The sequence below is a fragment of the Rubrobacter marinus genome, assembly GCF_011492965.1.
Lineage (GTDB): Bacteria > Actinomycetota > Rubrobacteria > Rubrobacterales > Rubrobacteraceae > Rubrobacter_F > Rubrobacter_F marinus.
Genome location: NZ_CP045121.1, coordinates 888,524 through 913,296, shown reverse-complemented (window position 1 = coordinate 913,296; position 24,773 = coordinate 888,524). Strand labels below are relative to the sequence as shown.

At 68.3% G+C, this 24,773-nt stretch carries 30 protein-coding genes and 1 tRNA gene; 13 read left to right on the top strand and 18 right to left on the bottom strand.

Features of this window, described 5'->3' with window-relative positions; genetic code table 11:
• The first annotated feature begins 41 nt into the window (after positions 1–41).
• The 3 genes from GBA65_RS04590 to GBA65_RS04580 all read left to right on the top strand — a co-directional run bounded on the left by GBA65_RS04590 (position 42) and on the right by GBA65_RS04580 (position 1,547).
• Positions 42–632 (top strand): TetR/AcrR family transcriptional regulator, encoded by a 591-nt coding sequence (locus GBA65_RS04590; protein WP_207956142.1) that lies wholly within the window; start codon positions 42–44, stop codon positions 630–632.
• A gap of 106 nt (positions 633–738) precedes the next feature.
• Positions 739–811, top strand: a tRNA-Glu gene (locus tag GBA65_RS04585).
• Between the two features lie 547 nt (positions 812–1,358).
• Positions 1,359–1,547 (top strand): hypothetical protein, encoded by a 189-nt coding sequence (locus GBA65_RS04580; RefSeq protein WP_166395576.1) that lies wholly within the window; start codon positions 1,359–1,361, stop codon positions 1,545–1,547.
• A gap of 73 nt (positions 1,548–1,620) precedes the next feature.
• On the opposite strand, the gene GBA65_RS04575 is transcribed toward GBA65_RS04580, so the two are convergent.
• Positions 1,621–2,214: a hypothetical protein gene (locus GBA65_RS04575; protein WP_166395575.1), complete on the bottom strand. Its 594-nt coding sequence runs from the start codon at positions 2,212–2,214 to the stop codon at positions 1,621–1,623.
• Between the two features lie 19 nt (positions 2,215–2,233).
• On the opposite strand from GBA65_RS04575, the gene GBA65_RS04570 reads away from it, so the two are divergent.
• Positions 2,234–3,022 (top strand): hypothetical protein, encoded by a 789-nt coding sequence (locus GBA65_RS04570; protein ID WP_166395574.1) that lies wholly within the window; start codon positions 2,234–2,236, stop codon positions 3,020–3,022.
• Here GBA65_RS04570 and GBA65_RS04565 read toward each other — a convergent pair.
• Positions 3,019–3,621, bottom strand: coding sequence for a YIP1 family protein (locus GBA65_RS04565; RefSeq protein WP_166395573.1), 603 nt, complete (start codon positions 3,619–3,621; stop codon positions 3,019–3,021). The genes GBA65_RS04570 and GBA65_RS04565 overlap by 4 nt on opposite strands.
• A 133-nt stretch (positions 3,622–3,754) precedes the next feature.
• Here GBA65_RS04565 and GBA65_RS04560 point away from each other — a divergent pair, with 133 nt between their 5' ends.
• Positions 3,755–4,279 carry a hypothetical protein gene (locus tag GBA65_RS04560; RefSeq protein WP_166395572.1) on the top strand — a complete coding sequence of 175 codons (525 nt, stop codon included), beginning with the start codon at positions 3,755–3,757 and terminating at the stop codon, positions 4,277–4,279.
• A 119-nt stretch (positions 4,280–4,398) separates the two neighbouring features.
• The gene (locus tag GBA65_RS04555) at positions 4,399–5,151 is read left to right on the top strand and encodes a class I SAM-dependent methyltransferase (protein WP_207956141.1); all 753 of its coding nucleotides are present in this window, start codon (positions 4,399–4,401) and stop codon (positions 5,149–5,151) included.
• 51 nt (positions 5,152–5,202) lie between these two features.
• On the opposite strand, the gene GBA65_RS04550 is transcribed toward GBA65_RS04555, so the two are convergent.
• Entirely contained in the window at positions 5,203–5,427 is a 225-nt protein-coding gene (locus GBA65_RS04550; protein ID WP_228281685.1) for a NifU family protein, read from the bottom strand.
• Between the two features lie 142 nt (positions 5,428–5,569).
• On the opposite strand from GBA65_RS04550, the gene GBA65_RS04545 reads away from it, so the two are divergent.
• The gene (locus GBA65_RS04545; protein ID WP_166395570.1) at positions 5,570–6,742 is read left to right on the top strand and encodes a M24 family metallopeptidase; all 1,173 of its coding nucleotides are present in this window, start codon (positions 5,570–5,572) and stop codon (positions 6,740–6,742) included.
• Position 6,743: 1 nt separating this feature from the next.
• Here GBA65_RS04545 and GBA65_RS04540 read toward each other — a convergent pair whose 3' ends face one another.
• Entirely contained in the window at positions 6,744–7,331 is a 588-nt protein-coding gene (locus GBA65_RS04540; protein WP_207956140.1) for a nucleoside deaminase, read from the bottom strand.
• Positions 7,332–7,470: 139 nt separating this feature from the next.
• Here GBA65_RS04540 and GBA65_RS04535 point away from each other — a divergent pair, with 139 nt between their 5' ends.
• Both GBA65_RS04535 and GBA65_RS04530 read left to right on the top strand, forming a co-directional pair.
• Positions 7,471–7,788, top strand: coding sequence for a cupin domain-containing protein (locus GBA65_RS04535; protein ID WP_228281678.1), 318 nt, complete (start codon positions 7,471–7,473; stop codon positions 7,786–7,788).
• 11 nt (positions 7,789–7,799) lie between these two features.
• The gene (locus GBA65_RS04530; protein WP_166395569.1) at positions 7,800–8,177 is read left to right on the top strand and encodes a hypothetical protein; all 378 of its coding nucleotides are present in this window, start codon (positions 7,800–7,802) and stop codon (positions 8,175–8,177) included.
• A 31-nt stretch (positions 8,178–8,208) separates the two neighbouring features.
• On the opposite strand, the gene msrA (GBA65_RS04525) is transcribed toward GBA65_RS04530, so the two are convergent.
• Positions 8,209–8,679 carry a peptide-methionine (S)-S-oxide reductase MsrA gene (gene msrA / locus GBA65_RS04525; protein WP_166395568.1) on the bottom strand — a complete coding sequence of 157 codons (471 nt, stop codon included), beginning with the start codon at positions 8,677–8,679 and terminating at the stop codon, positions 8,209–8,211.
• A 148-nt stretch (positions 8,680–8,827) separates the two neighbouring features.
• On the opposite strand from msrA (GBA65_RS04525), the gene GBA65_RS04520 reads away from it, so the two are divergent.
• Positions 8,828–9,238: a hypothetical protein gene (locus GBA65_RS04520; protein ID WP_166395567.1), complete on the top strand. Its 411-nt coding sequence runs from the start codon at positions 8,828–8,830 to the stop codon at positions 9,236–9,238.
• A gap of 331 nt (positions 9,239–9,569) precedes the next feature.
• Here the strand turns inward: GBA65_RS04520 and GBA65_RS04515 are convergent, their stop codons facing one another.
• The 11 genes from GBA65_RS04515 to GBA65_RS04465 all read right to left on the bottom strand — a co-directional run bounded on the left by GBA65_RS04515 (position 9,570) and on the right by GBA65_RS04465 (position 20,776).
• On the bottom strand, positions 9,570–10,625 hold the full coding sequence (locus GBA65_RS04515; RefSeq protein WP_207956139.1) for a Brp/Blh family beta-carotene 15,15'-dioxygenase: 1,056 nt from the start codon (positions 10,623–10,625) through the stop codon (positions 9,570–9,572).
• A gap of 6 nt (positions 10,626–10,631) precedes the next feature.
• Positions 10,632–11,930: a lycopene cyclase family protein gene (locus GBA65_RS04510; RefSeq protein WP_166395566.1), complete on the bottom strand. Its 1,299-nt coding sequence runs from the start codon at positions 11,928–11,930 to the stop codon at positions 10,632–10,634.
• A 134-nt stretch (positions 11,931–12,064) separates the two neighbouring features.
• A complete protein-coding gene (locus tag GBA65_RS04505) occupies positions 12,065–12,760 on the bottom strand; it encodes a bacteriorhodopsin (protein WP_207956138.1) in 696 nt (231 codons plus the stop codon).
• A gap of 219 nt (positions 12,761–12,979) precedes the next feature.
• Positions 12,980–13,357: a PH domain-containing protein gene (locus GBA65_RS04500; protein ID WP_166395564.1), complete on the bottom strand. Its 378-nt coding sequence runs from the start codon at positions 13,355–13,357 to the stop codon at positions 12,980–12,982.
• 117 nt (positions 13,358–13,474) lie between these two features.
• Positions 13,475–14,026 (bottom strand): peptide-methionine (S)-S-oxide reductase MsrA, encoded by a 552-nt coding sequence (gene msrA, locus GBA65_RS04495; RefSeq protein WP_166395563.1) that lies wholly within the window; start codon positions 14,024–14,026, stop codon positions 13,475–13,477.
• A gap of 145 nt (positions 14,027–14,171) precedes the next feature.
• Positions 14,172–14,564, bottom strand: coding sequence for a DoxX family protein (locus GBA65_RS04490; protein ID WP_166395562.1), 393 nt, complete (start codon positions 14,562–14,564; stop codon positions 14,172–14,174).
• A 68-nt stretch (positions 14,565–14,632) separates the two neighbouring features.
• Entirely contained in the window at positions 14,633–17,188 is a 2,556-nt protein-coding gene (locus GBA65_RS04485; protein ID WP_207956137.1) for a DUF4132 domain-containing protein, read from the bottom strand.
• Between the two features lie 4 nt (positions 17,189–17,192).
• Positions 17,193–17,594 (bottom strand): hypothetical protein, encoded by a 402-nt coding sequence (locus GBA65_RS04480; protein WP_166395561.1) that lies wholly within the window; start codon positions 17,592–17,594, stop codon positions 17,193–17,195.
• A 211-nt stretch (positions 17,595–17,805) separates the two neighbouring features.
• Entirely contained in the window at positions 17,806–18,159 is a 354-nt protein-coding gene (locus GBA65_RS04475) for a DUF5615 family PIN-like protein (protein WP_166395560.1), read from the bottom strand.
• Entirely contained in the window at positions 18,156–18,380 is a 225-nt protein-coding gene (locus GBA65_RS04470) for a DUF433 domain-containing protein (RefSeq protein ID WP_166395559.1), read from the bottom strand. Before GBA65_RS04470 ends, GBA65_RS04475 begins: the two co-directional genes overlap by 4 nt.
• Before the next feature lie 998 nt (positions 18,381–19,378).
• A complete protein-coding gene (locus tag GBA65_RS04465; protein WP_166395558.1) occupies positions 19,379–20,776 on the bottom strand; it encodes a class II fumarate hydratase in 1,398 nt (465 codons plus the stop codon).
• Between the two features lie 83 nt (positions 20,777–20,859).
• Here GBA65_RS04465 and GBA65_RS04460 point away from each other — a divergent pair, with 83 nt between their 5' ends.
• Genes GBA65_RS04460 through GBA65_RS04450 form a run of 3 tightly spaced genes read left to right on the top strand, consistent with a single transcriptional unit; the run spans position 20,860 to position 22,682 of the window.
• Positions 20,860–21,453, top strand: a complete 594-nt coding sequence (locus tag GBA65_RS04460) for a DUF1802 family protein (RefSeq protein ID WP_166395557.1) — start codon at positions 20,860–20,862, stop codon at positions 21,451–21,453.
• A 12-nt stretch (positions 21,454–21,465) separates the two neighbouring features.
• On the top strand, positions 21,466–22,071 hold the full coding sequence (locus tag GBA65_RS04455; RefSeq protein ID WP_166395556.1) for a tetratricopeptide repeat protein: 606 nt from the start codon (positions 21,466–21,468) through the stop codon (positions 22,069–22,071).
• Positions 22,068–22,682 carry a tetratricopeptide repeat protein gene (locus tag GBA65_RS04450; RefSeq protein WP_166395555.1) on the top strand — a complete coding sequence of 205 codons (615 nt, stop codon included), beginning with the start codon at positions 22,068–22,070 and terminating at the stop codon, positions 22,680–22,682. Before GBA65_RS04455 ends, GBA65_RS04450 begins: the two co-directional genes overlap by 4 nt.
• 3 nt (positions 22,683–22,685) lie before the next feature.
• Here the strand turns inward: GBA65_RS04450 and GBA65_RS04445 are convergent, their stop codons facing one another.
• Together GBA65_RS04445 and GBA65_RS04440 are read right to left on the bottom strand one after the other, a co-directional pair.
• A complete protein-coding gene (locus GBA65_RS04445) occupies positions 22,686–23,654 on the bottom strand; it encodes a TIGR03557 family F420-dependent LLM class oxidoreductase (protein WP_166395554.1) in 969 nt (322 codons plus the stop codon).
• A 201-nt stretch (positions 23,655–23,855) separates the two neighbouring features.
• Positions 23,856–24,764: a Rieske 2Fe-2S domain-containing protein gene (locus GBA65_RS04440; RefSeq protein WP_166395553.1), complete on the bottom strand. Its 909-nt coding sequence runs from the start codon at positions 24,762–24,764 to the stop codon at positions 23,856–23,858.
• Between the last annotated feature and the right edge of the window lie 9 nt (positions 24,765–24,773).

Sequence of the window (24,773 nt, the reverse complement as noted above, 5' to 3'; positions counted from 1 at the left end):
AGATGATAGCACGTTTGTGCTATAAAGGAAGCATGCCGAAGATGGTCGACGCCGATGCGCGGCGAACGGAGTTAGCGGAGGCGGCGTGGCGCGTGATCCTGCGGGACGGGTTGGAGCGCGCGTCGGTTCGTAACGTCGCGCGCGAGGCGGGGCTCTCCATGGGCTCCCTCCGGCACTATTTCGGGAGCCAGACGGAGCTTCTGGCCTTCGCGATGGGGCTGGTCACGGAGCGGGCGCGCCGCCGCGTGAGGGCGCTCGACCTGGCTTCTTGCGGCCCGCGGCAGGCGGCCGAGTCCATGCTCTCCGAGGTGCTGCCCCTGGATGCCGAGAGGCGGGCGGAGGCCGAGGTGTGGTTGGCGCTGACCGGCAAGGCGCTCGTGGATCCGATCCTGCGGGCGCTGCGCGACGAGGCGTACGACGGCCTGCGCGAGTTGTGCGAGCGGTCGGTCCGGGCGCTCGTGGAGTCGGACGGCGCCGTCCCCGGCCTGGACGTCGACCTCGAGACCGAGCGGCTGTATGCGGTCATCGACGGCCTCACCGTACACGCCGTGATACGGCCGGATCTGGCATCGACCGAGACGGTGAAGGCGGTCCTCGCCCGCCACCTCGCCGGCCTGTGCCGCCGCGCCTAGGCGCCTTCGGAGGGGCTGCTCGAGGCCGGAGCGGCGGCCCCGATCTCCAAATTGACGATCGAGGGGTCATCGTTTAAACTCTCTTCCGGCTCCGAGGAGCCACCGAGGCCCCATCGTCTAGTGGCCTAGGACATCGCCCTCTCACGGCGAAAACCCGGGTTCGAACCCCGGTGGGGTCACTCCAGGCCCGTCTGCCCCGCACAGGGCAGACGGGCCTTCTTTATGCTCCGGAACAACGCGGACGTCCACCGCGGTTCACGCCGGGATCGACCCAGAGGAGCCTGGCGATGCGGACAAAGATCAAGGGCGCCGCCCGGCGGTCTTCCCGCCCGGCGACGCCCTTCTCCACCCTTTCCCCAAGGGCTTTCCGCGCCATGATCTCAGCCGTCCCCCGCGAGGGCAACCGTTGGAAGGCTTTCTAAACAACAGCTAACGCGTAGTTAATCTAACTACACATTAAGGTGCAACAGCGTGTCCCGTAGTATGCAACTTACGATTTTTCGTTGACTCACAAATCTATATGCGATATACATTTAGGTGTTGCTGGTGTCCTACTCCTCCTTTCCCTTTCCCCATTTGGACGGGCACCAGTTTTCTCTTCCGTTACGCGTAGAACTCGAGACCAGAACTCCGTCGCGCGGCACAGCGAGAACCTCGCGGGTGCTTGCGACAGAGCTCGGGTCGGCGCTCCGGGCGGCCGCTTTCGCCCGGGATTAAACTCCGGGTATGGCCGAGCTGCGCAAGACCGGGGAGAGCAGTTACGACGTTCTGGTGGACGGTCGAGTCGCCGGGCAGGTATGGAACTGGCACGGATCCTGGACGGCACGCGCCGGGGACGAGACCCTCTACAACCTCAAGAGCAGAAAGCAAGCCGTGGAGCGCGTGGAGGCCGGGTGGAAGAAGCGCGCTCGTTGAGATGGCCTGACGGGAGGATGCCCGGTTCGGTCGGGTGTGCCGGTGCTCGGCGCCAGCCGCGGCGTTCCCTCCCCTAGGCAAGGAAAACCGCGGCGAACGCGGCACCCACCGCGGCCCCCGCGAGGACCTGCGCCGGGGTGTGCGCCCCCGTCGCCACCCTCGCCCAGAGCACGGCCGGAAGGACGAGCAGGAAGGGTACGGCCGGCGGGAGCCCTAGCACGAGGAGGGCGGCGACGGCCGCGTGACCGGCGACCGCCGAGTGCGCGCTGGCCTTCCACGCGAGCGTCACGGCGGCCACCGCCGCGCTGGCGAGGCCCATGGAGAGGGTTGCGAGGAAGATCCCCTCCGGCGCGTCGAGGAGGGCCAGGGTACACAGCAGCGCCGCGAAGGTAAGGAGCAGGAAGACGGCGGGGACGAGGCGCTGGCCGCGGCTGGAGATCCAGAAATCCCCCACGCGCCTCCTCCGCCTGAGCGAGACGACGAACCCGACGACGAGCCCGGCCGCGACGAGCTCGACGGCCAGGTAGAGGACGGCCGCTCCGGGGGTCGTCACCGAGAACGCGACGGAGGCGTAGAGCGCGGTGAAGACGGTGAAGGGGTTGAGGACGTCCGCGAGGCGTTTCGCGGCGCGGGGCGAGGGCTCTGTGGTGGGGTTGGCGGGGGGCACGGGGAGTAGAATCTAGCACGTGCGGTCCACCCCCACATCGGACGACGCCCTCGGGCTCTGGTACGCGCTCGGCCGGCTCTACGACGGGGCGGCGGGCTGGGGCCGCCGGGCGACGATGGCGGGGTTCGCCGCGGCCTGCCTGGTCGGGGCGTCGGTCCTTCTCTCGGCGCCCGTCTTCGGCACCTCGTGGGCGGGCCCGTACGCCGCCGCCATCCCCGTCGCCGCGGGCCTCGTGCTCGGGGGCGGCCTCTTCGGCTGGCGGCGCGTGAGGTTCCGGAGGCGGCGAGCGGCCCTCGGCCGGGCGCTCGACGCGCGGGGATTGGACGCCGATCGCCCGACGCTCGCGGGCCTCGGCGCCTACTACGACGTGCAGCTCGTCCTGCTCCGCTCGGAGTACGAGTACCTGAAGGGCCGGCGCGGGGCGAGGGCCCGCCGCTCCGCGCGCCTGCTCGAGGAGACCTTCGGCTTCGCCCCGGAGGACCCGTTCGAGACCGGCCCCCTGAACGTCGCCCCGGACACGGAGGCGATGGGCGCGCTGCGCCGGCGGTGGGAGGGGCGGCTCGAGGCGGGCCGGGGGCACGGAGGCCCGCCGAGGTTGGGCGCCCGCGAGGATCTCGCGTTCCGCGTCTTCCCGAGGGAGATGGACGTCCTCGAAGAGCTAGAGATGAGGGCGGCTTACCTCAGGATCTCCTGCGGCCTGCTCAGGGAGCGCTACGGGAAGAAGGGGGCCGTCGGCCTGCCCGAGAGCCTCCGCCAACGGGCGGAGAGGGACGTCAGGGAGTACCGGTCGGTCGGCGGCGGGCCCTAGCGGCCGAAGACGAGGCCGGTCACGTAGACCGTCAGGGTGAGGAAGAGGAGCGCCGCCGGCACGTAGCCGACGAGGGCCGTGAGGAGGGCGGTAAGGAACGAGGCGCGGTAGACGTAGCGGACGCCCACGGCCACGAGGACCAGCATGGCGTAGGTGAAGGCGAAGGCGTTGACGACGGGGAGTGGCAGCAGGATCAGGGCGCCGTAGACGTAGGAGATCAGGCGGTAGACCTGCCGGTAGTCCCCGGTGTTGCCCATAAAGGTCCGCAAAGAGAGCAGGTAGACCGCCGCGAAGAGGCCGACCAGCACCGGCGAGAAGGCCACGTAGAGGAGCGCCTGTAACGCGCTTGCGCCCATGTCCCCCGCGTCCAGGTCGCCGAAGGAGACGCCGAAGACCGCGACGAGCGCGAGCCGCACGACGGCGCTCACCGCGCTCACGAGCAGCACGAACAGGATGGGCTCGCGCAGCGGCCCCTCGGCCGAGAACTCGACAAAGAAGCGCTTCGGGGCGAAGAAGAGCCCGCGGAGCACCTCGAGGAAGCTCCCGACGGGACGGCCGGGGTCGAACTCGGTGGCGTTCTTCGAGGAGGGCGCGGACACAAAGGGATTATACAGTGCGACGGGGGGCCGGCCTCCCCGCTTCCGTGCCGGTCCGGTTGCGGAAGCGCCCGGTAAAAACTAGACTGGTCCCACAGGAGGCCGGTGCGAGCCGGCATGGCGGAGGTTTATCAGGATGGTAAAAGTCTACTTAGCGGTCCTCGTCGCGTTGGAAGTCGCGGCGGTCGGGCTCGTCTCGTACCTCACGTCCGAGGCGCTCTGGGGGCTGCTGCTCGTCCCGACGGCGTTCCTGACGGGCGCCGCGGCTTTCCTCGTGCTCCGCCGCAGGGCGGCGAACCCCGGTCTCGTGGCCCGGAGGATCTCGCCGGAGGACATCGTCGGGTACCGCACCGTCGAGGAGCTGCAGGCGGACGCCGGCGCCCTCTCGCGGTCCATCGTCGAGCGCGCCGAGGAGATCCGGCGCACCCTCCTCTCCTCCCCGTCCGAGGTGCAGGTCGAGATGTGCGCCCTCGGCTACCGGGCGTGCGTGAACGACATGATCACGCTGACCCACCTCGCGAGCGAGGAGTCCAAGAGCGCGGGACCCTTGAAGCGCCTCGGGCTCCGCCGCCACCGGCGCCTCGCCGCCAACGCCCTCACCGCCGCCCGCGAGGCCCTCCCCCCGAACGCCCTGCGCGCCACCCGCCAGGAACAACAGTAACCCCTCCAAAAGGCCGCCTCCCGAACCCTCGGTAGGGAGGGGCGCCGGAACCTTCGAGCGCTCCCCCTGGGTTGCGGGGCTCGTACGTCGGCCCGGAGGCACCCGGAACGGAGGCGGCGATGATGCCGAAGCTTTACGCCGAGCTGGGCGCGTGGTGGCCTCTGCTCTCCCCGCCCGACGAGTACGTCGAAGAGGCCGCCTTCTTTCGCGGGGTGCTGAAGGAGAAGGGCCTACCGCCCGCGCCCGCCCTGCTCGAGCTGGGCTGCGGCGGGGGCAGCAACGCGGTGCACCTCAAGACGCTCTTCGACCGGGTGACGCTCACGGACCTCTCCCCCCAGATGCTGGAGGTGAGCCGCGCCCTCAACCCGGACTGCGAACACCTCGAGGGCGACATGCGCACGCTCCGGCTCGGGCGCGCCTTCGGCGTGGTCTTCGTCCACGACGCCATCGACTACATGACCACGCTCGACGACCTCCGGCGGGCGCTGGAGACAGCGTTCGTGCACTGTGCCCCCGGCGGGCTGGCCCTCCTGGTGCCGGACCACGTCCGGGAGACGTTCCGGCCGGGCACCGAACACGGCGGCACCGACGGCGACGGGCGCGCGCTGCGCTACCTGGAGTGGACGTACGACCCGGACGAGGAGGATACGACCTACACCGTCGAGTACGCTTACCTGCTCCGGGAGGGGAACGGACCGGCGCGGGTCGAGCACGACCGGCATCTCTGCGGCCTCTTCCCGCGCGCCGAGTGGCTGAGGCTGCTCCGGGAGGCCGGCTTCGAGCCGGAGATCGTCGGGGACCCGCACGGGCGCGACGTCTTCGTAGCGCGCCGGCCGGCGCGCTCGCGACGCGTAGCGGGACCGCCGGCCTAGAGGGTCCCCTTCCCTGCTCCGGTGGCCGGGCCGGGGCGAGTCTGCCGCGGCCTAGACGGCTACGATGTCGCGGACCTCGGGGACCTCGCGGCGGATGAGGCTCTCGATGGCGTAGGCGAAGTCGAGCTGCGAGAGGGGGCAGCCGCCGCAGGCGCCCAGCATCTCGATGCTCACCTTCCCCTTCTCCTCGTCGCACTCGACGACGCGGGCGTCGCCGCCGTCGGCCTTGAGGGCCGGGCGCACCTTGTTCAGGGCGGTCTCGACCCTGCTTCTCATGTCCGTTGGGGCACCCATCCGTCCCGATTATATATGAGGCCCCGTCTCCTTTCGGCGGTTAGATGGTCCCTCGCCGGGGCGGCGCGGCGCCGGTAGTAGAATGGCTCCACGAACCTGGATCTTAGACTTCGGGAGGATTCTCATGGAGAACGGCACGGGCTCATCCGGCAGGACGCTCCTCGTCATAGGGGCCTCGCAGCACGACGCGGCGGCGTACCACCTGTCGGGGTTTCTGGCCCCCGACCCCATGATCTGCCTGAGGGCGAAGGATCGAAGCTACCTCGCCGTCTCCTCGATGGAGTACGGCCGGGCGAAGAAGCAGGCGCGCGCCGACGAGGTGCTCTCCTTCGACGAGCTCGGGGTGGTGGACCTCGCCAAGAAGCTCAAGAGCGGGGGCCGGGCGCTGGCCGCCGCAGCGGCCGGCCTCCTCTCCCAGGTCGGGGCGAAGGACTCCCCCGTAGCCGTGCCGCCCGACCTCGGCATCCTCTACGCCGACGAGCTGCGCGCGCGGGGCCTCACCGTGACGCCCGAGGCGAAGCTCTTCGCCGATCTCCGCCGCTCCAAGACCGAGGAGGAGGTCTCCTACATAGGGGAGACGCAGAGGGCGGTCGAGGCGGCGTGCGCCCACGCCGTGGAGATCCTGAAGGAGTCCGAGGCCGGCGGCGACGGCACCCTGCGGTGGCGCGGCGAGGTCCTGACGAGCGAGACCCTGCGCGCCGAGATCGACGCGGAGCTTCTGAGGCGGGGCTGCGCCGCCGACGGGACCATAACCGCCGGGGGCCCCCAGGCCGCCGACCCGCACGACGAGGGGCACGGGCCCCTGAGGGCGGGCGAGTCCATCATCGTGGACATCTTCCCCGCGAGCAAGGAGAGCCGCTACTACGCCGACATGACCCGGACCTTCGTCAAGGGCGAGCCGTCCGGGGAGCTCCAGAGGATGTACGACGCCGTCCTGGAGAGCCAGCTCGCCGCGCTCGCGATGATACGCCCCGGCATCAACGGCCGCGAGATCCACGCCAGGGTCTCGGAGATCCTGCACGAGAAGGGCTACAAGACCCTCCAGCACGACCAGAAGCCCGGCGAGCCCCTGCAGGAGGGCTTCATCCACGGCACCGGCCACGGGGTGGGGCTCGAGATCCACGAGGCTCCCCGCGTCTCCACGGCCGACGAGACCCTCGTCCCCGGCGACGTCATCACGATAGAGCCCGGCCTCTACGACCCGAAGATCGGCGGCATCAGGATCGAGGACCTAGTCGTCGTCACCGAGGACGGCAGCCGCAACCTCACGGACTTCCCGAAGGAGTTCCGGCTCTAGATCACGGCGCGCCGCGGCGGGCGTTGTAGATCTCGCCGCCCCCCTCGGCGTAGCGCCTCAGCACCCCCGCCGCCTCTTCGCGCAGGACGTCGCGGGCGACGGTGATGCCCCGCTCCTCGAAGGGCAGCTCCCAGCGGTGGGCCTTGGGGCCCTCGTCGAAGCCTACGGCCCGGGCGTCCTCGTCGCGGGCGCCCGAGGCGAGGCTCCGGACGCCGGACCACAGGATCGCCCCCGAGCACATGGCGCACGGCTCGGTGCTCGTGACGAGCTCGAGGGGCGGCTCCCCCTCCCCGCCGAGGTCGAAGCGGCCGAGCACCCCCTGGGCGGTCGAGATCGCGAGTACCTCCGCGTGGGCCACGGAGAGCCCCAGGGCGACGACGGCGTTGACGCCGGGGGCGACGAGCCTGCCGCTCCTCAGGTCGAAGACCGCGGCCCCGAACGGCCCGCCGGTCCCCCGCTCCACGTTCTCCCGCGCGAGCCCGACGACGAGCCTCATCCGGTCCTCGACGCTCGGGTAGGGCGTCTCGGCGTCCGGCAGGAACCCGTCCACCCACTCGGGGAGGCGCAGGGTCGTCATGGGGTACCTCACGCGGGTGCTACCTCCGTATTGTTCATCTTTCCCTCCTCCGTTTTGCCGGGCTCGCGGGAGGCCGCGCGCCCGGGTCTCACAATACCGCGCGAGATGCTAGAGTTGGGCCGCGCCCAACGCAAGAAGAGGAGAGCCGGATTTGGAGAGCAGGTCCTTCGCAGACGCCGTCGCCTTCTCGGAGGAGAAGATGAAGAAGAACGCCCTCTTCGACTCCCCGCACCTCTTCTACGATCTCTACTGCCTCCTGCCCGGCCAGGCCCAGAAGGTCCACGCCCACGAGGGGTCGGACAAGGTCTACTACGTCCTGGAGGGGACCGGCCGCTTCACCGTCGGGGACGAGGAGGCGGACCTCGGCCGGGGGAAAGCCGTGATCGCGCGCTCCGGCGAGCCCCACGGCGTCCGCAACGAGAGCGGGGAGAACCTCGTCCTCCTCGTCACCATGGCCCCGAGGCCCTAGGTAGAGCCCCGTTGCCCGCCAGGGAAGCGCCCCAGCCGCCCTACGTGCTCCTCTTCCGGGAGGCCGTCTCCGGCGCCGAGCCGCTCCTGATCTCGGTCGACGAGCGCGGCGCCCTCCCCCTCTTCGGCTCCGCGGACGGGGCGCAGGCCTTCCTCGACTCCACGGACTTCGGCCCGGGCTTCAAGCCCGTCGAGGTCTCCGGCATGGGCCTGCTCGCGGTCCTCGAAGGCTGCCGGGGGAAGGTCGAGTACGTCGCCCTGAACCCGCCCCCCGCGGGCGCGGGCGGCATGAGGGTCGAGATGGGCGGCCTCGACGAGCTCGCGGAGGCCCTGCAGACGGGCGGGGGCGAGGACGACCTCTTCGGCCTCGGCGGCATGAGCCGGAGCTGAACGGCTGGCGGACCCCGCCGGGTTCGTCCCCCTAGAACGAGAAGAAGCGGGAGAGCAGGCCCTTCTCGAAGTAGCGCTGGTGGTACTCCTCCGCCCGGTAGAACTCGGAGACGGGCGTTATCTCGGTGGCGATGGGCTTCTTGAAGCGCGCCTGGGCAGCCTCCAGGGAGGCTCTCGCCGCGGCCTCCTGCTCGGGGGAGTGGAAGAAGATCGCCGAGCGGTACTGCGTCCCGACGTCCGGGCCCTGGCGGTTGACCTGCGTCGGGTCGTGCTCGTTCCAGAAGGTTTCCAGAAGCTCCTCGTACGAGACCCGTCCGGGGTCGTACTCGACCTCGACGACCTCCGCGTGGCCCGTCGTGCCCGTGCAGACGTCGCCGTAGGAGGGGTCCTTCACGCGCCCGCCGGAGTACCCGGAGGTCGCCTCCAGGACGCCGTCGATCTTGCGGAACGCAGCCTCCACGCCCCAGAAGCACCCCGCCCCGAAGGTAGCCTTCTCCGTCATAAACCCGCTCCTTCCGCCGTCGCTCGGTACGCAGAGCCTATCATGCGCTTCAGCCGACGCCCGTATTCCGGAACACGCAGGTACGGCCGAGAAAAGCTGCGGGAGCAGCGCACTGTTAGCAGAAGCGTTCCGGGGGAATAAGAGTTCTATGACCGAGAGGATGCAGCGCAGTTTGCGAGATTTCCGGGCGAGCAAGCCGGGTCGCCGTTTCCGCGACCGCTACGAGCGGCGCCACCAGGAGACCCGGAGCCGGTTGTCGCCGAGCAGCATCCTCTACGTCGTCAGCGGGGTCTTGCTCGTGGTCGCGAGCCTCTTCCTCGGCCCCGCCCCGGGCTTCGGTTTCGGCACCGCCTTTATAGGCCTCGCGCTGCTCGCGAGCGAGGTCCACTTTATTGCCCTCTTCCTGGACAAGGCCGAGGTCAGGCTGCGGAGCCTGGGCCGCGAGTTCAGGGACATATGGAGGACCCTCCCCTTCGCGGGGAAGGCCATCCTCGTGGCCGTGGCGGCGTTCCTGACGGTCGCCTTCCTGTACGGCCTCTACTGGCTCATCTTCGGCTGACCCCTGAACCAGAGCCGATCCACAGCCGGGAGCGGCCCCAGGTTCCTTACCCATCGCTCCGAGCGTAATGCCGCCCACGCGTGTACCGTTCCGGAGGCCCTATCATCGCGCAACCGCTACTCCTGCGAACGAGTCCCGCCCGCGCCTGCCCTCACGTCGGCTCCGCACGAGGAATCCACCTCCTCAAAGCCTCCGATCCCGGACGGTCTGGAACCGCGCGGGTGTTTGGCCTTACGCGCAGCCGGCGAGGGCGCTCCTGACCTCGTAGGTGCTCGGTTCCTGTTGGGTCGTGTCCGGACTCGCACGGTGCTGCGGGGGACGGCTCTCCGCGTCAGGTCTCCCGGCTCCAGAGGCCCTGCTCGAGATCCATGAACGAGACGACGACGACGTGCGGCAGGGTGAGGACGGAGATGAGCACGAGGTACAGCGCGAGTAGCGCGGCCGCCGAGGTACCGGTCCCCGGCAACGTGGCGTAGAGGCCCAGGAGCAGGGCGAGGGCCGCGAGGGTAAGGGGGGCCGCGTCCCGGAAGAAACGCGCGAGGGGGAGCCGTCCCCCTTCGAGGGCGACGGCGGAGGCACCATCCAGCAGTACGAGCCGGGCGATGTGCCGGGGGGCGTGCCAGAGGCAGAAGTAGAGGCCGACGGCGAGCACGGGGGGCACGAGCGCGAAGTACGCCGCCAGGAGCGCCGTCTCCGCGGCATCGACGCGCCAGGCCGCGAGGGAGCCGCGTCCCTTCGCGCTCACGTAGCCGTAGGCCAGCGCCACCGCGACGAGCAGGGCGAAGGAAACGCCGGCGTAGAGGCGGAAGCCCGGCGCGAACGGCCACGAGAGGCCGCTCGCGTCGTCCAGGATGAGCCCGACGGTGCTCTCGGCGACGGCGCGGTAGGACTCGGGGTGCGCGAGGAGCGGGACGAGCATCGGCAGCCCGCCGCGCGCGACGGCGACGAGCGCGCGATGCGTCCTGTCCGCCGGGTAGGCGAGCCCCTCGGGGACGAACGCGACGAGGGCGTGCAGGTCGCCCCCGCCCCAGTGAAACCACGTAAGAGAAATGAAAAACGCGAAAGCGGCGACCGGGGAGACGAACCACAGGGCCAGGTAGAGGCCGCCGAGGACGAGGTAGAGCAGGCCCACCGCCAGCACGGGCCACGGCCAGGGCTCACGGCCCAGGAGGCGCGGGACCGCGAGGTGATCCAGGGCGCCGTGCGGCAGGCCGAAGAGGACGAAGCTCAGGGCGAACGGCGCGTACTCGGCCCACCCCGGCACCTCGAGGCCGGCGGCGAAGAGGAGCGCTGCGACCGAGATCAGGCCCCAGGAGGGCCACAGCACCCTGCGCCGCACGGTCCGCCGCGCGGCCTCCGAAACCCCCACGACACGGACGTCACCCAAACTTCGTCACGTTCTCCTGCCTCTGGCGTTTTCGAGCAGAGCCTCGACGGCGAGCGCGAGGAACGGCCTCTTCGGTAGCGCCCGGACGAGACGAGCCTCGTCGAGCGGCGTGCTCCTCTCGGTCAGGAAACGCACGAGGGCGTCGGGAGGTACGCCCGCGAACATCCTCCGGTAGACCTCCGGACACTCCTTTGGACGCTCCCGCACGAAACGCAAGAAGATCCCGTCGAGCAGGTCCAGGCGCCGGGGATGCACCCTCGCGGGCGGCTCCTCGAACCCCGCCGAGACGGCGCGGGCGAGCTCCCGGCAGTAGCGCTGGATGCGCAGAAAGGCGTACCCCGTCGAGGGGCGCGTCTCGCCGCCCAGCATGCCGATGCTGTGGACCCTCTCCCCGAGCCTGCGGGGGAACCGGTGGTCCGTCATCGGGATGTAGCCCCTCTCCTCCCCCATCACCTCGTACTCCCCGGGGCCGAGACCGTAGGAGCCTTCGAGGTACGCCCCTATCTCCGACCGGTGCCCTTGCCGGGAGGTACCCGTCTCCGAGAGGTAGACGTTCTCGACGAGGGCCTCCCTCTCCCCCGTCGGGAGCACGTACGCGAAGCGCAAGCCCCGTGACTGGTCTACGGAGAAGTCCATCAGCGTGCAGCGGCCGGGATCGAAGACGTCCCGACGCGTCCTGATGCGACGCCCGAGAAACTCCTGCGGCACCCACACGGAGCGCCGCCGAGCCTCCTCGAACGCGGCGGAGCCGGGGGGGAGGCCGCGGCCGTCGAAGACGCGACGGGCGAGAACCCTGCCCGCGGAGGTCTCGACGCCGACCCCTCCGCTCTCCTCCGCGTACCCGCCCACCCCCTCGCCGAGGCGAACCGTGACGTTCGGACTCCCGGCGAGGCGGTCGAGGACGTGCTCGTAGAAGTCCCGGCCGGCGAGGTACTTGTAGGGGTAGCGGCTCGTCGTCTGGGTCACCGAGCCCGCCTCCGAGGCGAAGGACCAGGAGCTCCACTCCCCGCGAGCGAGGTGGGTGAAGGGGGTGGGCTCGACGTCCCAGAAGCACCAGGTGCGGTCGTCCTCGAAGGAGGTCTTGCGGTCGAGTATCAGGATAGGGGCGTCCACCCCCTCCTCCAGCAGGTAGTGGCACAGGCTCAGACCGGAGCATCCCGCGCCGAGGATCACGAACTCGTAGTCGTCGCGCACGGGCCGGTCGAGGGCCGCGGGCAGGGCGACGGGGCTGCCCCTCTCTCGCGCCGGGCGCGCGGGACGCGGCGCCGCTGCTATCCCCGTCCCTCCGCTCGCGATCGGCGTCATTGCATCTCCCTCTCCGGATCGTCGGCGGCCGAACGGGCGTGCTCGCGCGGTCACGACGTGCCGCGCCGGTACCCTCTATAGGACACCGGCGCGGCCTGGAAGCGATTCCTGGTTTTGCGGCTAGACCGTAGGGCTCAGCTGACCCTGGCGGGCCTCGCCGCACCGCCGCTGGAGATCTCGCCCAGGGCCTGCCGGTTGGTCAGGAGGAGGAAGCCGAAGCCTATCTTCGCCGAGAGGTCCAGGACCAGGAAGAGGGCGACCTCGGTGGTGATGCCCACGGTGCCGAAGCCCTCTGTACCGAGCAGCCACACGATGGGGTACAGGGACCACAGGACCACCGTCAGGATCGCCAGGGTCCTGAAGACCTGCTGCACCCCGGGCGACTGGGTGCGCGCGGCGGCGAAGAGCCGGGTTACCACGAGGTAGAGGAGGGCGACCATGGCGGCCGTGCTGATAAACCAGAGGAAGTAGCGCCCGGCGCCCTCGGTCGCGCCGGCCCACAGCCCCGTAAGTATCATAAAGAGATCCAGGACGATGATGCCGACGATCAGCCCGACGTTCCGGCCGGGACGCGCCAGCGCCAGGAGCGCGAGATCGAGGAGCAGCAGCGGCGTGGTGAAGACCCAATCCACGTACCTGGCGTAGTAGAAGACCCGGTCTCCGACCAGCGTGGCCCCCCCGCCCGTCGCCATCACCAGGTAGGAGAGAAATGCGATCAGCGCTATTACAAAGGTTATCGCGTAGAAATGTCGGGTGCCCTGCGGAGCTTGCGTACCGAGGTACGCGAAAGACACCGCGCCCACAAGCATGCCCAACGCTCCGATAGACAAGAATACGGTATCCATGCCTTCTCTGTCCCTCCCTTTCCCTTAGAGGTTCTGTTGAAAGCATCCTACTCCCGCGCCCGCCTTCGATAAGTAAGACTTCTTACCTTTACCCCGGGGAGCGGCGTCTTGGTCCCTCGCGCGCATCTAGAGCACGGTCGTGGCGGGCCGACAGGCCTCGACGGTGGTCGGCGCCGGCGTCGCGCTCCCTCCGCTGTTCTTCGCCTAGCCGAGCACGTAGCCGGCGAGGACGCTCTGGACCTCGTAGATGTTCGGGTTCCTGTTGAACTGCTCCTGGACCAGCATGGGGCTCCCGGAGATCCAGATCTTCAGCTCGGCGTCGAGATCGAGGTGGCCCGCCGTCTCTACGCTGAGGTGGGTGACGTTCTTGTAGGGCAGCGAGTGGTACTCGACCTTCTTCCCCGTCAGGCCCTGCCTGTCCACCAGAATCAGGCGCTTGTTCGTGAAGACGAAGAGATCCCGGATCAACTGGTAAGCCTTCTCGACCCGCTCGCCGGGCGCCAGAACCTGCCGGAAGTCGTCCCCGACCTTCGAGACGTCTATCTCCGAAGCATGCCCGAGCAACCCATCAAACAGCCCCATCCGGCCTCCGTAGAGTAAGTCCCCACCTTGACCCCGCGGCAGGCCACGCGCACGACACGGCCCCGCGACCGCCTCACCAAGGCCGCCGCGGGGCGCTATTCTTCAGGACTAGACGCGCTACGCCCTGAGCTTGTCGAGGTGCTGCTTGCGGTACTTCGCCACCTTCGGCGCTATAACAACCTGGCAGTACGGCTGCCGGGCGTTGTTCCGGAAGTACCCCTGGTGGTACTCCTCGGCCCGGTAGAACTCGTCGAACGGCACGACCTCCGTCACGATCGGGTCGTCCCACACCCCTTCGGCCTCGATCTCCGCGATGACCTCCTCGGCGACGCGCCTCTGCTCCTCGTCGTGGTAGAAGACCGCCGAGCGATACCGCGTCCCCACGTCCGCCCCCTGGCGGTTCAGCGTCGTCGGGTCGTGCGTGGCGAAGAACACCCCAAGGACGTCGCGGTACGAGATCACCGCCGGATCGAACGTCACCTGCACGACCTCCGCGTGCCCCGTCGTCTCCGAGCACACCTGCCGGTACGTCGGATGGGCCACGGACCCGCCCGAATACCCCGACTCGACCTTCAGGACGCCCTTCGTCTCCTCGAAGACCGCCTCCACGCACCAGAAGCAACCGCCCCCGAGCGTCGCAACCTCGCTACGCCTCGCGTCGTCGGCCATACAAGCCCTCTCCTTTTATCTGAATATCGGTATGCTTATTATACTGCACAGCTTCCCGGACGAAGGAGAATAGCCCTCTGCGTAGCGGGCTCCCGCGCGCCGTGCTTCCGCTCCCCGCCCGTGGACAGCCTACGCCAGGGAGGGGTCAGGCGCGAGGGCGAGAGGCACGCCAGACCCAGGCCATGAGCAGGAGTTGGAGCGGCAGACGCGCCCACAGGAGCGCCAGCCACCACGAGGGCTTGTCGGCAGCGCGGGCGTCGAGCAGCATCTGGAGGTTCGCCGGCCAGACCGCGAGGAGCAGCAGGACGAGTCCGACTCCTGCTGCGGGGCGCGTCCGTTCGGTGAGCATCCCGAGGCCGCCCAGGATCTCCAGGGCGCCGCTGAGAAGGACCAGCTCGCGGTGCAGCGGCAGGTACGGCGGCATTATCCTCTCGTAGGCGCCGGGGGCGTAGAAGTGCAGCGCGCCGGCTCCCACGAAGAGGGCGCCCAGCAACGCGCGGGAGAGCGAGATGCCCGTATCTGTGCCGTTCCCTGCCATGCCTCTCCCCGGCTTCGGTTGCGGATCGTCCGCGTAGCGTACCGCAGGGCCGCGTGCGGGTCGCTCTCCTACCGTGTGCCGTGGATCTGGCTCAGGATCGTCGGGTCCTTTATGTCCCGGTCGGAGGCCAGCAGGAACGCCTTGCTCAGCACGACCGCCAGGGTGCGGTCGCCCTCGAACGGCAGGAAGACGTTCCCGTTGCCACCGAAGGCGGAGCCGCTCGCGGGCACGATGCACAGGTACTGGTCGTTCGGCTCCATCAGGATGTTGCCGCTGCCCAGGTGAATCCTGTACGTCCGGACGTCGCCCCGGACGACGAGGAAACGCTCCTCGAGGCGGCACCTGTCTCCTATCTTGAGCCGCGGCACGAGCTTCTCCAGCACCTGCGCGCGCGTCCTCGCCGTCGCCGAGAGCTCCCCGAAGGAGTAGCTCGTCCAGTAGTCCCTGTAGCGCCCCTCCGGCCCGCCGTCCGACCAGTTGGGGTCGTTGCCGACGCTCGCGACGCCGACGAACAGGTCGGCGTCGCGCATCGCCTCCGAGAAGACCAGGGGTGGCACCTCCTCTAGCGCCAGCGGCTCGGCAGCGGCGGCCGCGCCGTACACCACGGGTCCGTATCCGCCGCCGCCCGCGTGGGCGTAGTTCTCTCTTGCGTCTGACCCGTAGAAGCGGACCTGATCCGTCGCGACGTACAGGTAGGTGCCCGCTTCGGTCGTGTCGGTCCCGTAGTCCTCGCCGAGGCCTTCCACCCAGAGCTCCGCCCGCAGGCCGTGGGCCGGGAGGTGGCGCGTCGCGGGCGGGTACTCGTCGTCGACCATCAGCCTGAGGCTGTTCTTCCAGCCGCGCGCCGAGCACAGGGCGTTAAACTGGTGCTGCTTGAGGACGTGGGCGGCGAAGCGGTTCGAGTAGACCCGGGTGTTACGCTCCGCGTCGGTGAGCAGGTAGACCTCGCGGTGGGCCTGCTTGAAGGGCTGGCGTATCTCGAGCTCCGCCAGCCAGTCGCGCCAGGCCATCACCTCATCCGGCGTCTCCCCTATCGGGTGCCAGAGCTCGACCCGCGTGGAGTCGCCGAGCCAGGAGAGGACGCGCCCGGTCCGATCTACCATGCGGCCCCCGTACCACACACCCGCCACCGTCCTGTCGCCGTCCGTGAAGCGCCAGATCAGACGGCGCGCCAGCGTGCCGACGAGGGGGTGGTCGAGGTAGCGCTCCCGCCAGACGCCGTAGGGCCAGACCTTCGCTTCGAGGTAGAGGTTCTCGATCCTGTCGCGCTGGACGGTGAGCATCTTCTGGACGTCCTTCGACGCCCCCTTCAGCTCCCCGAGGCCCTGAGCGTGCTCCTCCTTCACCGCCTTCGGCACCGACTTCTGCGCCTTCCCGTCCGGGCGCGTCCACCGAATCTCGACCGAGCTCGTCCCGGTCACGGCCAGCTCGGCGGTGAAGCCGCCGAGAGCCTCGCGCCGCAGCCCAACCTCCGTCATCCCGTAGGAAGGAACGGACATCTCCTCGATCTCGTCCTCCGGCAGCCCGAGCCTCGCGGCCGCCGCCGCGAGGGCCTTCTCGACCCCCTTCTGCGCCGTCCCGGCCTTCACCCGCACCTTGAGCAGCGCGAGCTGCCCGATGGGACCCATCCCGGGCATGTTCCCCAGCGCCCAGACGCAGGCGTTCCCCACCCGGACGCAGCGCGCCCCGACCTGCGGCACCTTCTTGTACGCTGACAAGGCCAGCGCCGTGAGGGCGCGCGAGAGCTCCGCGTCCTCCTGCAGGCCGCACGCCCACGCGAGGCCCTTCAGGACGTCGGCGTTGGAGTCTTCGATCAGGAGGTTCGGGTCCGGGGCCCACTCCGACCACTCCTCGATGGGCCGTGTCCGCGGCCTCTCCACGAGCGGGAACCACCGCAGCACGGCCTCCTTGAACGGCCCGAAGCCGATCCCCTCCAGGTGCCGCTCCACATCCTTCCTCCACCTCGCCGACGGCTTCGCTCCGCTGGCCCCCGCGCAGAGGCCGAGCAGCTCGACCCAGGCCGTCCGTCGCCCCTCGTCATCCTCCGTCTCCACGTCGTGGATAGCGACGTCCGACCACGCCTCGCCCGCCACGAGCGGGACGGTCCCCGAGCGGAGCCCCGCGAGCTCCCTCAGCTTCTTCGCCCACCGGCGCGTATCGGCGGTGGTGTAGCCGGAGACCAGGTGCTGTGCGAGCTCCCCGATCCTCTCCCGAAGCTCCGGCGTCAACTCGTGTTCCTTCGTGTAGCCCTCGACGGCCTTGATCAACTGCGGAGCGACGTAGAAATAGTGGAGGGGCTGCCGCAGCGACCAGGCCAGGAGGGCCATCAGGTCGGCGTGGTCGAAGGGGAGCCGCCTTCGCAGCACCGCCGTCATCGTGCGGTGGACCACCGCCCAGCGCGCGAAGTCGTTGCCACCCCGGTTCTCCTCGATCCAGGCCGTCGCGGCCAGCACGAAACCCTTCTGGTCCTCGGGGCTCAGGGAGAGGACGCGCTGCCCCGCGGGCACGTTCTTCGGTTCGAAGTTGAACCAGTACGTCCCCGACTTCCGTTGCTCCTCGACGATCTCGTGCACGAGCGCTTCGTAGGGGTCCGCCGCGCGCGCCTTCTTCCTCCAGAAGAACAACCCCTCAGCCCCCAACGAGCGGGACGAGCTTCAGAAACGTCACCGTGGTCCCCGGCCCGACCTCGATGGTCTCCTCCAGGTCGTCCACCTGGAGGTCGTCGACCAGCAACAAGAACCCGTTGCGCCCGAACGCCTCTATCGCCCGCTCGACCTGCTCCTCAGCGTCGATCCTGCGCCCCTCGCGCACCCTGAAGCCGTTCAACACCCTCTCCGTGTCGGTCGGCTGCACGAGGCCGCGGAAGAGCTCGCCGCGACGGGCGTTATACTCCTCCACCTCCCCGCGGACGCGGACGCGGATCAGGTCTCGCACCGTCACCCGCTCGGCCGAAAAATCGAGCGTAAACACTCGCTCCTCCCCGCCGAAAGCAAACGTCGTCTCGTCTCGCACCGTCAGCGTCGCACTCATCGCTCACCTCTATTTGGGGTCGAGGAAATGGGGCTCCTGTGGGTAAGGCTACGAGACAGGTACTGCCCCAACAAGCGGCAAGTCAGCGTCAGAGGAGCCCCTCCTCGTCCGCCGGTACACAAGGGGTTCGCATTCGTTATGCACCTGCTAGACCAGACAAAGCGGTGCTTGTCTTACGGCTACGAACCAAAGCTTTTGCTCGTCGAAAGCATCAAGCATTCGTGCTTTCCGCCTCTGAAATTTCGACCAAGGGTTCACCACGAAGGAGCAAGTCTCGCACGGCGGGGAAGGTCTGCGCCAGGACTTCTCTGAGGCGCGCGTTCAAGGTGTTGCCGGCGTCAAGCCACAGAACTTGTGGTGGCGAGCCAAGCTGTTCGAGCAGCAGCACGAAGTCGCTATCTTTCGTTAGCACTACAGTTCCTGCCTCCCGTGCCTCCAGGAAGATCTCACGATCTTTGGCATCGCGTAGGCCAAGTTCCCGAACCGGCTTCGCTTCGACGCCGAATTCGGAGGAGAGCCACCGCGCCAAGTACGGGGAGAGCTGAGCGTCTATCCAAACGATCAAGCAGCGACGAGGGGATGATTCAAGCGTCGGCTTGCAAACCTCAAGCTCGCGCCAACATCTTCGAGTTCGAGATCGGGCACCTCTTCAACGATCTCCATGGGTGAGAGGCCGTTCGCCAAGAGATCCAACACGTCACTGACCCGAATCCGCTTCCCGCGGATGCAGGGACGCCCACCGCACTGCTCCGGGTCCGCTGTGATACGATTCATCAATTCGGCCATGTTGCTTTCCTCCTAAAGGTGCATGGCGTCAGCACCTACTTCCTCAGCCGAAGGTTTCAGGCGCATCAATGGTGACTGAAATAGCTGCTGAGATAGGAGCATTCCGCTCAGTGAACACGGCATTAATTCCCTCATCATATGGTCCACTAGCAACATAGCCTTCCTCACACTGAATCAACAAGTCAGCTACGAACGTCTCCAGCGGCCAACCCACCTCATACTGGCGCTCATCAAAGGGGGGAGGAAGAAGAAACTTTAGGTCTCCGTAGCTAGGTGTGTAAGCTCTCTCTCGTGTGCTTAAAGCATCGCGTAGGGCTTGGGCTGGAACGATCCGGCAACCAACTTTGCACTTGCCTCTAACGCTGCGTCCGCCACTGAGCGGAAGCTTGCGAACAGACGGGATTCGAAGCGGATGGTATAGCAAGTAGTAGACAGGAATTCCGTGCCGATTCTCATACTCTTGTATAGCTACGTATTGATGGTCGCTAACGACCAAAGCTTTGTAACGAGATCTTTGTTTGAAATGGAACTCACGCTCAGAGGTTACTCGCAGAAACGATTCTCTGGGCTCCCATAGTCTACCGAATCCTCGATAATAATCTATCGGTTCATCTTCTTCATAATCCTGCTCTACAGGATAAAGACGTTTGGATTGTAAGACTGCTACCTTACTCCGAATAACTTCTCCGGCGCGACGAAGCAAAAACAGAATGCCTATATCTGCTATCTCCCACGTTCCCCAATGCCGAGCGCCCCCTAGATAGTGCGTGTCTAGTCGGACCGTCCAATCTGAAGGAAGTCTCACAGGCACGGCTACTTGTGAGAGATGCTCAATCATCGAAAGGTCCAAAGACGTTTCGTGAACGGTAGGTATACGAGTCATCTTGCTAGCAACTCGTTTGTTGCAATCTGCGAAGACCTCAAAGAGCCATTCCCTGACATCTATTGGAATAAGAGAAGCAGCCAATGGACCGTAACTCCGTTTCTTAAGAACTCTTTTACGCTCCCGTCATCTGCTTGGCGTCGAGGAGGCGGTCGAGGTCGTCCTCGGAGAGGTCGGTCTCCTCGCGTGCGACCTCGCGGATGGTCTTGTTCTCCTTGTAGGCCTTCTTGGCGAGGTCGGCGGCCTTGTCGTAGCCGACCTCGGGGGCGAGGGCGGTGGCGAGCATGAGGCCGTTCTCTACCAGTTCCGGGCCGCGCTCGGTGGCTTCGAGGCCGGCGACGAGCTGGTCGGTGAAATTGTCGGCGGTCGTGGCGAGGAGGGCGATGGACTGGAGGAGGTTGTGGGCGATGACCGGCATCATGACGTTGAGCTCGAAGTTGCCGCTCCCGCCCGCGAGCGCGATCGTCGCGTCGTTGCCGATGACCTGGGCGCTCACCATCGCGGCGCTCTCGGCGATGACGGGGTTTACCTTGCCGGGCATGATGGAGCTTCCGGGCTGCACCTCGGGGAGGGCGATCTCGGCGTAGGAGGCGCGGGGGCCGCTGCCGAGGAAGCGGACGTCGTTGGCTACTTTTAGCATGCTGACCGCCACGGTCTTGAGGGCACCGCTCGCGAAGACGGTCCCGTCCAGCGCGCTCTGGGCCTGGAAGTGGTTCTCCGTCTCGCGAACCTCGACGCCGAAGCGAGCCGCCAGGCGCTGGGTGACCTTGCCGGCGAACTCGGGGTGGGTGTTGACGCCGGTGCCGACGGCCGTGCCGCCCAAAGCCACTTCCGCAAGGTCGCCCTGGGCCTTCTTGACGCGCTCGATGCCGCGTTCGATCTGCCCGGCGTAGCCGCGGAACTCCTGGCCGAGGCGGATCGGGGTCGCGTCCTGGAGATGGGTCCTGCCGGTCTTGACGACGCCGTCGAACTCGTTGGCCTTCTCGTCGAGGGCGGCGCGGAGCTTCTCGAGGGCGGGGAGGAGGTCGCGCTGTATGGAGATCTGGGCGGAGAGGTGGATCGCGGTCGGGATGACGTCGTTGGAGGACTGGCCGCGGTTGACGTGGTCGTTGGGGTGGACGGGGCTCTTGGAGCCGAGCTCGCCGCCCAGAATCTGGATGGCGCGGTTGGAGATGACCTCGTTGGCGTTCATGTTCGTCGAGGTGCCGGAGCCTGTCTGGAAGACGTCGAGGACGAACTGCCCGTCGAGCCTCCCGTCCACCACCTCCTCGGCCGCCTGCACGATCGCGTCTCTGACGCTCTCGTCCAGCCCGCCGAGCTCGTGGTTGACGTTCGCCGCTTCGAGCTTGATGGCCCCCAATGCTTCTATAAAGCGGCGGGGGAAGCGGAGGTCGCTTATGGGGAAGTTGTCGAGCGCCCTTCTCGTCTGGGCGCCGAAGAGGGCGTCGCGGGGGACCTCGACCTCGCCCATCGAGTCGCGCTCTACGCGGTGCGCCGTCTCGTGCTGCGTCATGGTAAACGTCCTCCTCTTCGAAGCGTGTGCGGTCGCGTCATATAATCTGCCCGATAAGGCGGCATTATACGAGAGGTGATCGGATGGATTCTCAAGGCTCTTTGAGGCACGCGCTGAAGGAGTGGGCGGTCGCGGTGAAGGCGCTGGAACGCGGCGAGACGGCCCTCGTCGTCCGCAAGGGCGGCATCCGCGAGAAGGCCTTCGCCGTCCCGAAGACCCGCTTCCTCTTCTTCGGGGGCTACGAGCATCAGAAGCCCGAGCAGCTCAAGCCGCTCTACCACGACCTGCTCGCCTCCATCCCCCAGCGAAAGGACGACGGGCCCGTCCTCTTCACCTCCTTCGCCGAGGTCGAGGCGGCGCACGAGATCTCCGAACCCGACGAGCTCGACGCCCTGGACCCGTACCACATCTGGACGCCCGAGTACGCCGAGAGCCGCCTGAAGTGGCGCCCGAAGAAGCCGCTGACGGTGCTCGTCCTCAGGGTGCACCTGCTGGAGGAGCCGGTCGAGCTCCCGTACAGCCCGTCTTACGGCGGGTGCAAGAGCTGGATCGAGCTGGAGGAGAGCGTCTCGACCGCCGGCTCCCGCCCCGCCCTCGACGACGAGGCTTTCCAGGGCCTCGCGCGGCCCGCCCTCGAGGTCCTCCGCGGCATCCGGCCCGCGCCGGTAGGCCCCTAGAGAGGTAGCGTCGTGGGCACCGCCGCCATCCCCGTCATCCTCACCGTCCTGCTCGTCGTCGTGGCGTGGCGGGTAGTCTTCGGGTTCAACAAGGACCTCGTGCGGGCCGGGGCGTGGGGCGAGCTCGCGAGGAGGTCGTTGCCGTTCGCGGCGATCACGCTCATGGCGGCGAGCCTCCCGCTCGTGCAGGGCCGCAGCGGCTCGATCCCGATCTTCTGGGCGATAGGCTTCGGGGTGATCCTGCTGCTCTCCCGGTTCGTCTCCGAGCCGGCCGGGGAGCGGCGGGCCTCCCGGGCCTTCCGTCAGGGGAACTACGACGAGGCCGCATCACTCTACCGCAAGCTCGCCGAGGGGCGCCCCCTCGCCCGGCACTGGGCCTTTCTCGGGGCGGCGCTCGGGGCGGGCGGGCACGAGGAGGAGGCGCTGGAGGCGTCGTCCAGAGCCGTCGAGCTCGACCCCCAGTACGGCCTCGCGTACTACAACCGCGCCCTGATCCTGCGGAACACCGGGCGGCGGAGCCGCGCGATCAAGGACCTCAAGAAGGCCCTCGAAGCCGACCTCCCCCGCCGCTTCAAGAACGCGGCGAACAACGCCCTCCGGGAGCTGCAGAAGGGATGAGCTTCTTCTACCCGACGCTCGCGGCGATGGTGATCCTCCTGGGCTTCGTCTTCTTTGTCGGCCGCCAGCACCGCGACCTCCTGCGCGTGGGGGCCTACGGCGAGTTTCTGGCCCGCCTCCTGCCCCTGATCACCGCCGGCGCCCTGGCCCTCGGCCTCCCGTTCGTCATGCGCTACACGATCGAGGGCAACGCCCTCCTCGTCCTCCTGACCTACCTCGCCGGCACCGCCCTGCTCACCCTGCTTATGGCCCGCGCCGTCGCCTCGGACGAGCGCCGGGCGAGCACCTTCTTCCGCCGCGCCGAGTACGACAAGGCCGCCAGGGCCTACGAGGAGCTCGTCTCCCGCCGCCCCCTCCCCCGCTACTACTCGGCCCTCGGCGCCTCCCTCGACGCCTCCGGCGACCCCGAGGGCGCCCTCGAAGCCACCGAAGCCGCCGTGAGGCTCGACCCCAGGCTCGGCATCGCCCACTACAACCGCGCCTCCGCCCTCGTGGCCCTCGGCGAGCGGGAGCGCGCCCGCGGCGACCTCCAGGCCGTCTTTCGATCGGACTCCAACCGCCGCCTCAAGCAGGCCGCCCAGGAGGCGCTGGAGAGCCTGGAGAAGGGCTAGGGCTCAGCCGGAGGGCTTCAGCGCCCGCATCGGCTCCGCGATCTCCGAGGCGAAGAAATCGAAGAAGCCGTCGGGGTCGGGGCCCGCGTTGATCAGGGCGAGGTGGTCGTAGCCGGCGTCCACGAAACCCTGCGCGGTGGCGAGGTGGACGGAGGGGTCGGGGCCGATCCCGAACACCCCGCGCATGTCGTCCTCCGTGATGAACGCCGTCGCGGCCTCGAAGTTGACTGGGTTGGGCAGCTCGGCCTGGACCTTCCACCCGGTGAGGCCGAACCGGAACTGCTCGCGCGCCGACCGCGCGGCTTCGGCCTCGTCGGGGGCCCAGGAGAGCGGGATCTCGGCGTACCTCGGGCCGTCCCCGCCGGCCGCGGCGTAAGCCTCCGTGATATCCGTCCTCGGCTCCGTAACGAAGAGCGCGTCGCCGAACTCGGCGGCGATCCGCGCCGAAACCGGCCCGCCGCTCGCCACCGCGATCCGGGGCGGCGTCTCGGGCAGGTCGAAGACCCTCGCGTCCTCCAGCGTGATGTACCTGCCGTCGTAGGAGTGGTAGCCGCCCGTCCACAGCAGCTTGATGATCTCCAGGGCCTCGCGGAACATCTCGTGGCGCTCCCTCACCGCCGGCCAGCCGAGGCCGACGACGTGCTCGTTGAGCCGCTCGCCGGCCCCGACGCCCAGGGTGAAGCGACCCTCCGAGAGGAGCGCGGTCGTGGCCGCGGCCTGCGCGATCACGGCCGGATGGTAGCGGACAAATGGGCAGGTGACGCCGGTGGCGAGCTCGATGCGCTCCGTCTTCGCCGCCGCCGCGGCGAGGATCGACCAGGCGAAGCCGGAGTGGCCCTGGCTGTCGAACCAGGGGTGGAAGTGGTCGCTGATCTCGACGAAGTCGAACCCGGCCTCCTCGGCCCGCACGGCCTGACGGACCAATTCCTGGGGCGAATAGGCCTCCGCGATTAGCTTGTATCCGACCTTCACTGGGCTCCTCCTCTAACGACGCCAAAGCCAAACCGGCCGCACGACCGGCGATCTGGCTCGGAGTTCGCGCGACCGGTCGCGGCGCGGGGCCGCCTCTTACACACGACTTCTGGTTGTTACCACGCGGGCGCAGGCCCTACACATCCAGGGGCGCGTGGCACCAAGCCTCGCGGCTCCCGGGAGCCGGACTACCCTGTCGGGCTACCTGACCTTCTTCTGCGCGTTGTCCTCGGAGGCGCGCAGCTCTATCTTGCCGCCGCGCACGCGCGTTTCGTAGGTGGATTGGGGGAAGACGGCCGGGCCGTCGATGGGCTCTCCGGTCTTGAGGTCGAAGCGGGAGCGGTGCCAGGGGCAGACGACGGTATCGCCCTCGCGCATCCCCTCGGCCAGGGGTCCGGCGAAGTGGCTGCAGATGTTGGAGATCGCGCAGATCTCGCCATCCGAGGCGCGCGCCAGAAGGACCTCCGTCCCGTCGACGGAGACCTTGCGCATCCCGCCGTCCTCGCTTGGTGCGGGGAGTTCGCCCTCGTCGAGGACCCCGACGAACTCGTCGGGGCCGGCCGGCTCGAAGACGTCGCGGTTGACCCTGAGCCCGTAGTGGTAGGAGAGCTCGCCGCCGAGGTGGGCGCCCATCCCGTTGAGGCTGTAGCCCGCCAGAAAGGCCGCGCGCCCCAGGTTTCTGCGGCCCGTCGCCCTCAGCAGGAGGGAGGCCGTGTTGAGCAGCAGCCCCGCGCTGTTGAGGAGGGCGTGGGCCATGCCCATCCTGCGCGAGCCGCCGGAGAGGTAGCGCCAGTCCGAGAACCCGACCGCGGCCGTAACGTAGCCCCCGGCCACCCCGACCGCGAGGGCGCTGTCCGCCCCGTTGCGCGCGGTCTTCGAGCCGGTGACGACGTCCACCGCGTCGAGCGCCATAACGGCGGTCCACGAGCCTATGGGCAGGGTTTGGAGCACCGGGTGCAGGGGGCTCCCGAACCAGACCCCGTCCAGGATGTTGCGCAGCGTGGGGTCGCCCTTGTGGACGATCTCCTGCACCTTCGGCTGCACCTTCTCGGCGACGTCGTCCAACCACGGCAGCTTGTCTATGATGCGCTCGCTTGGCGTGGATCCCATGCCGCTCCT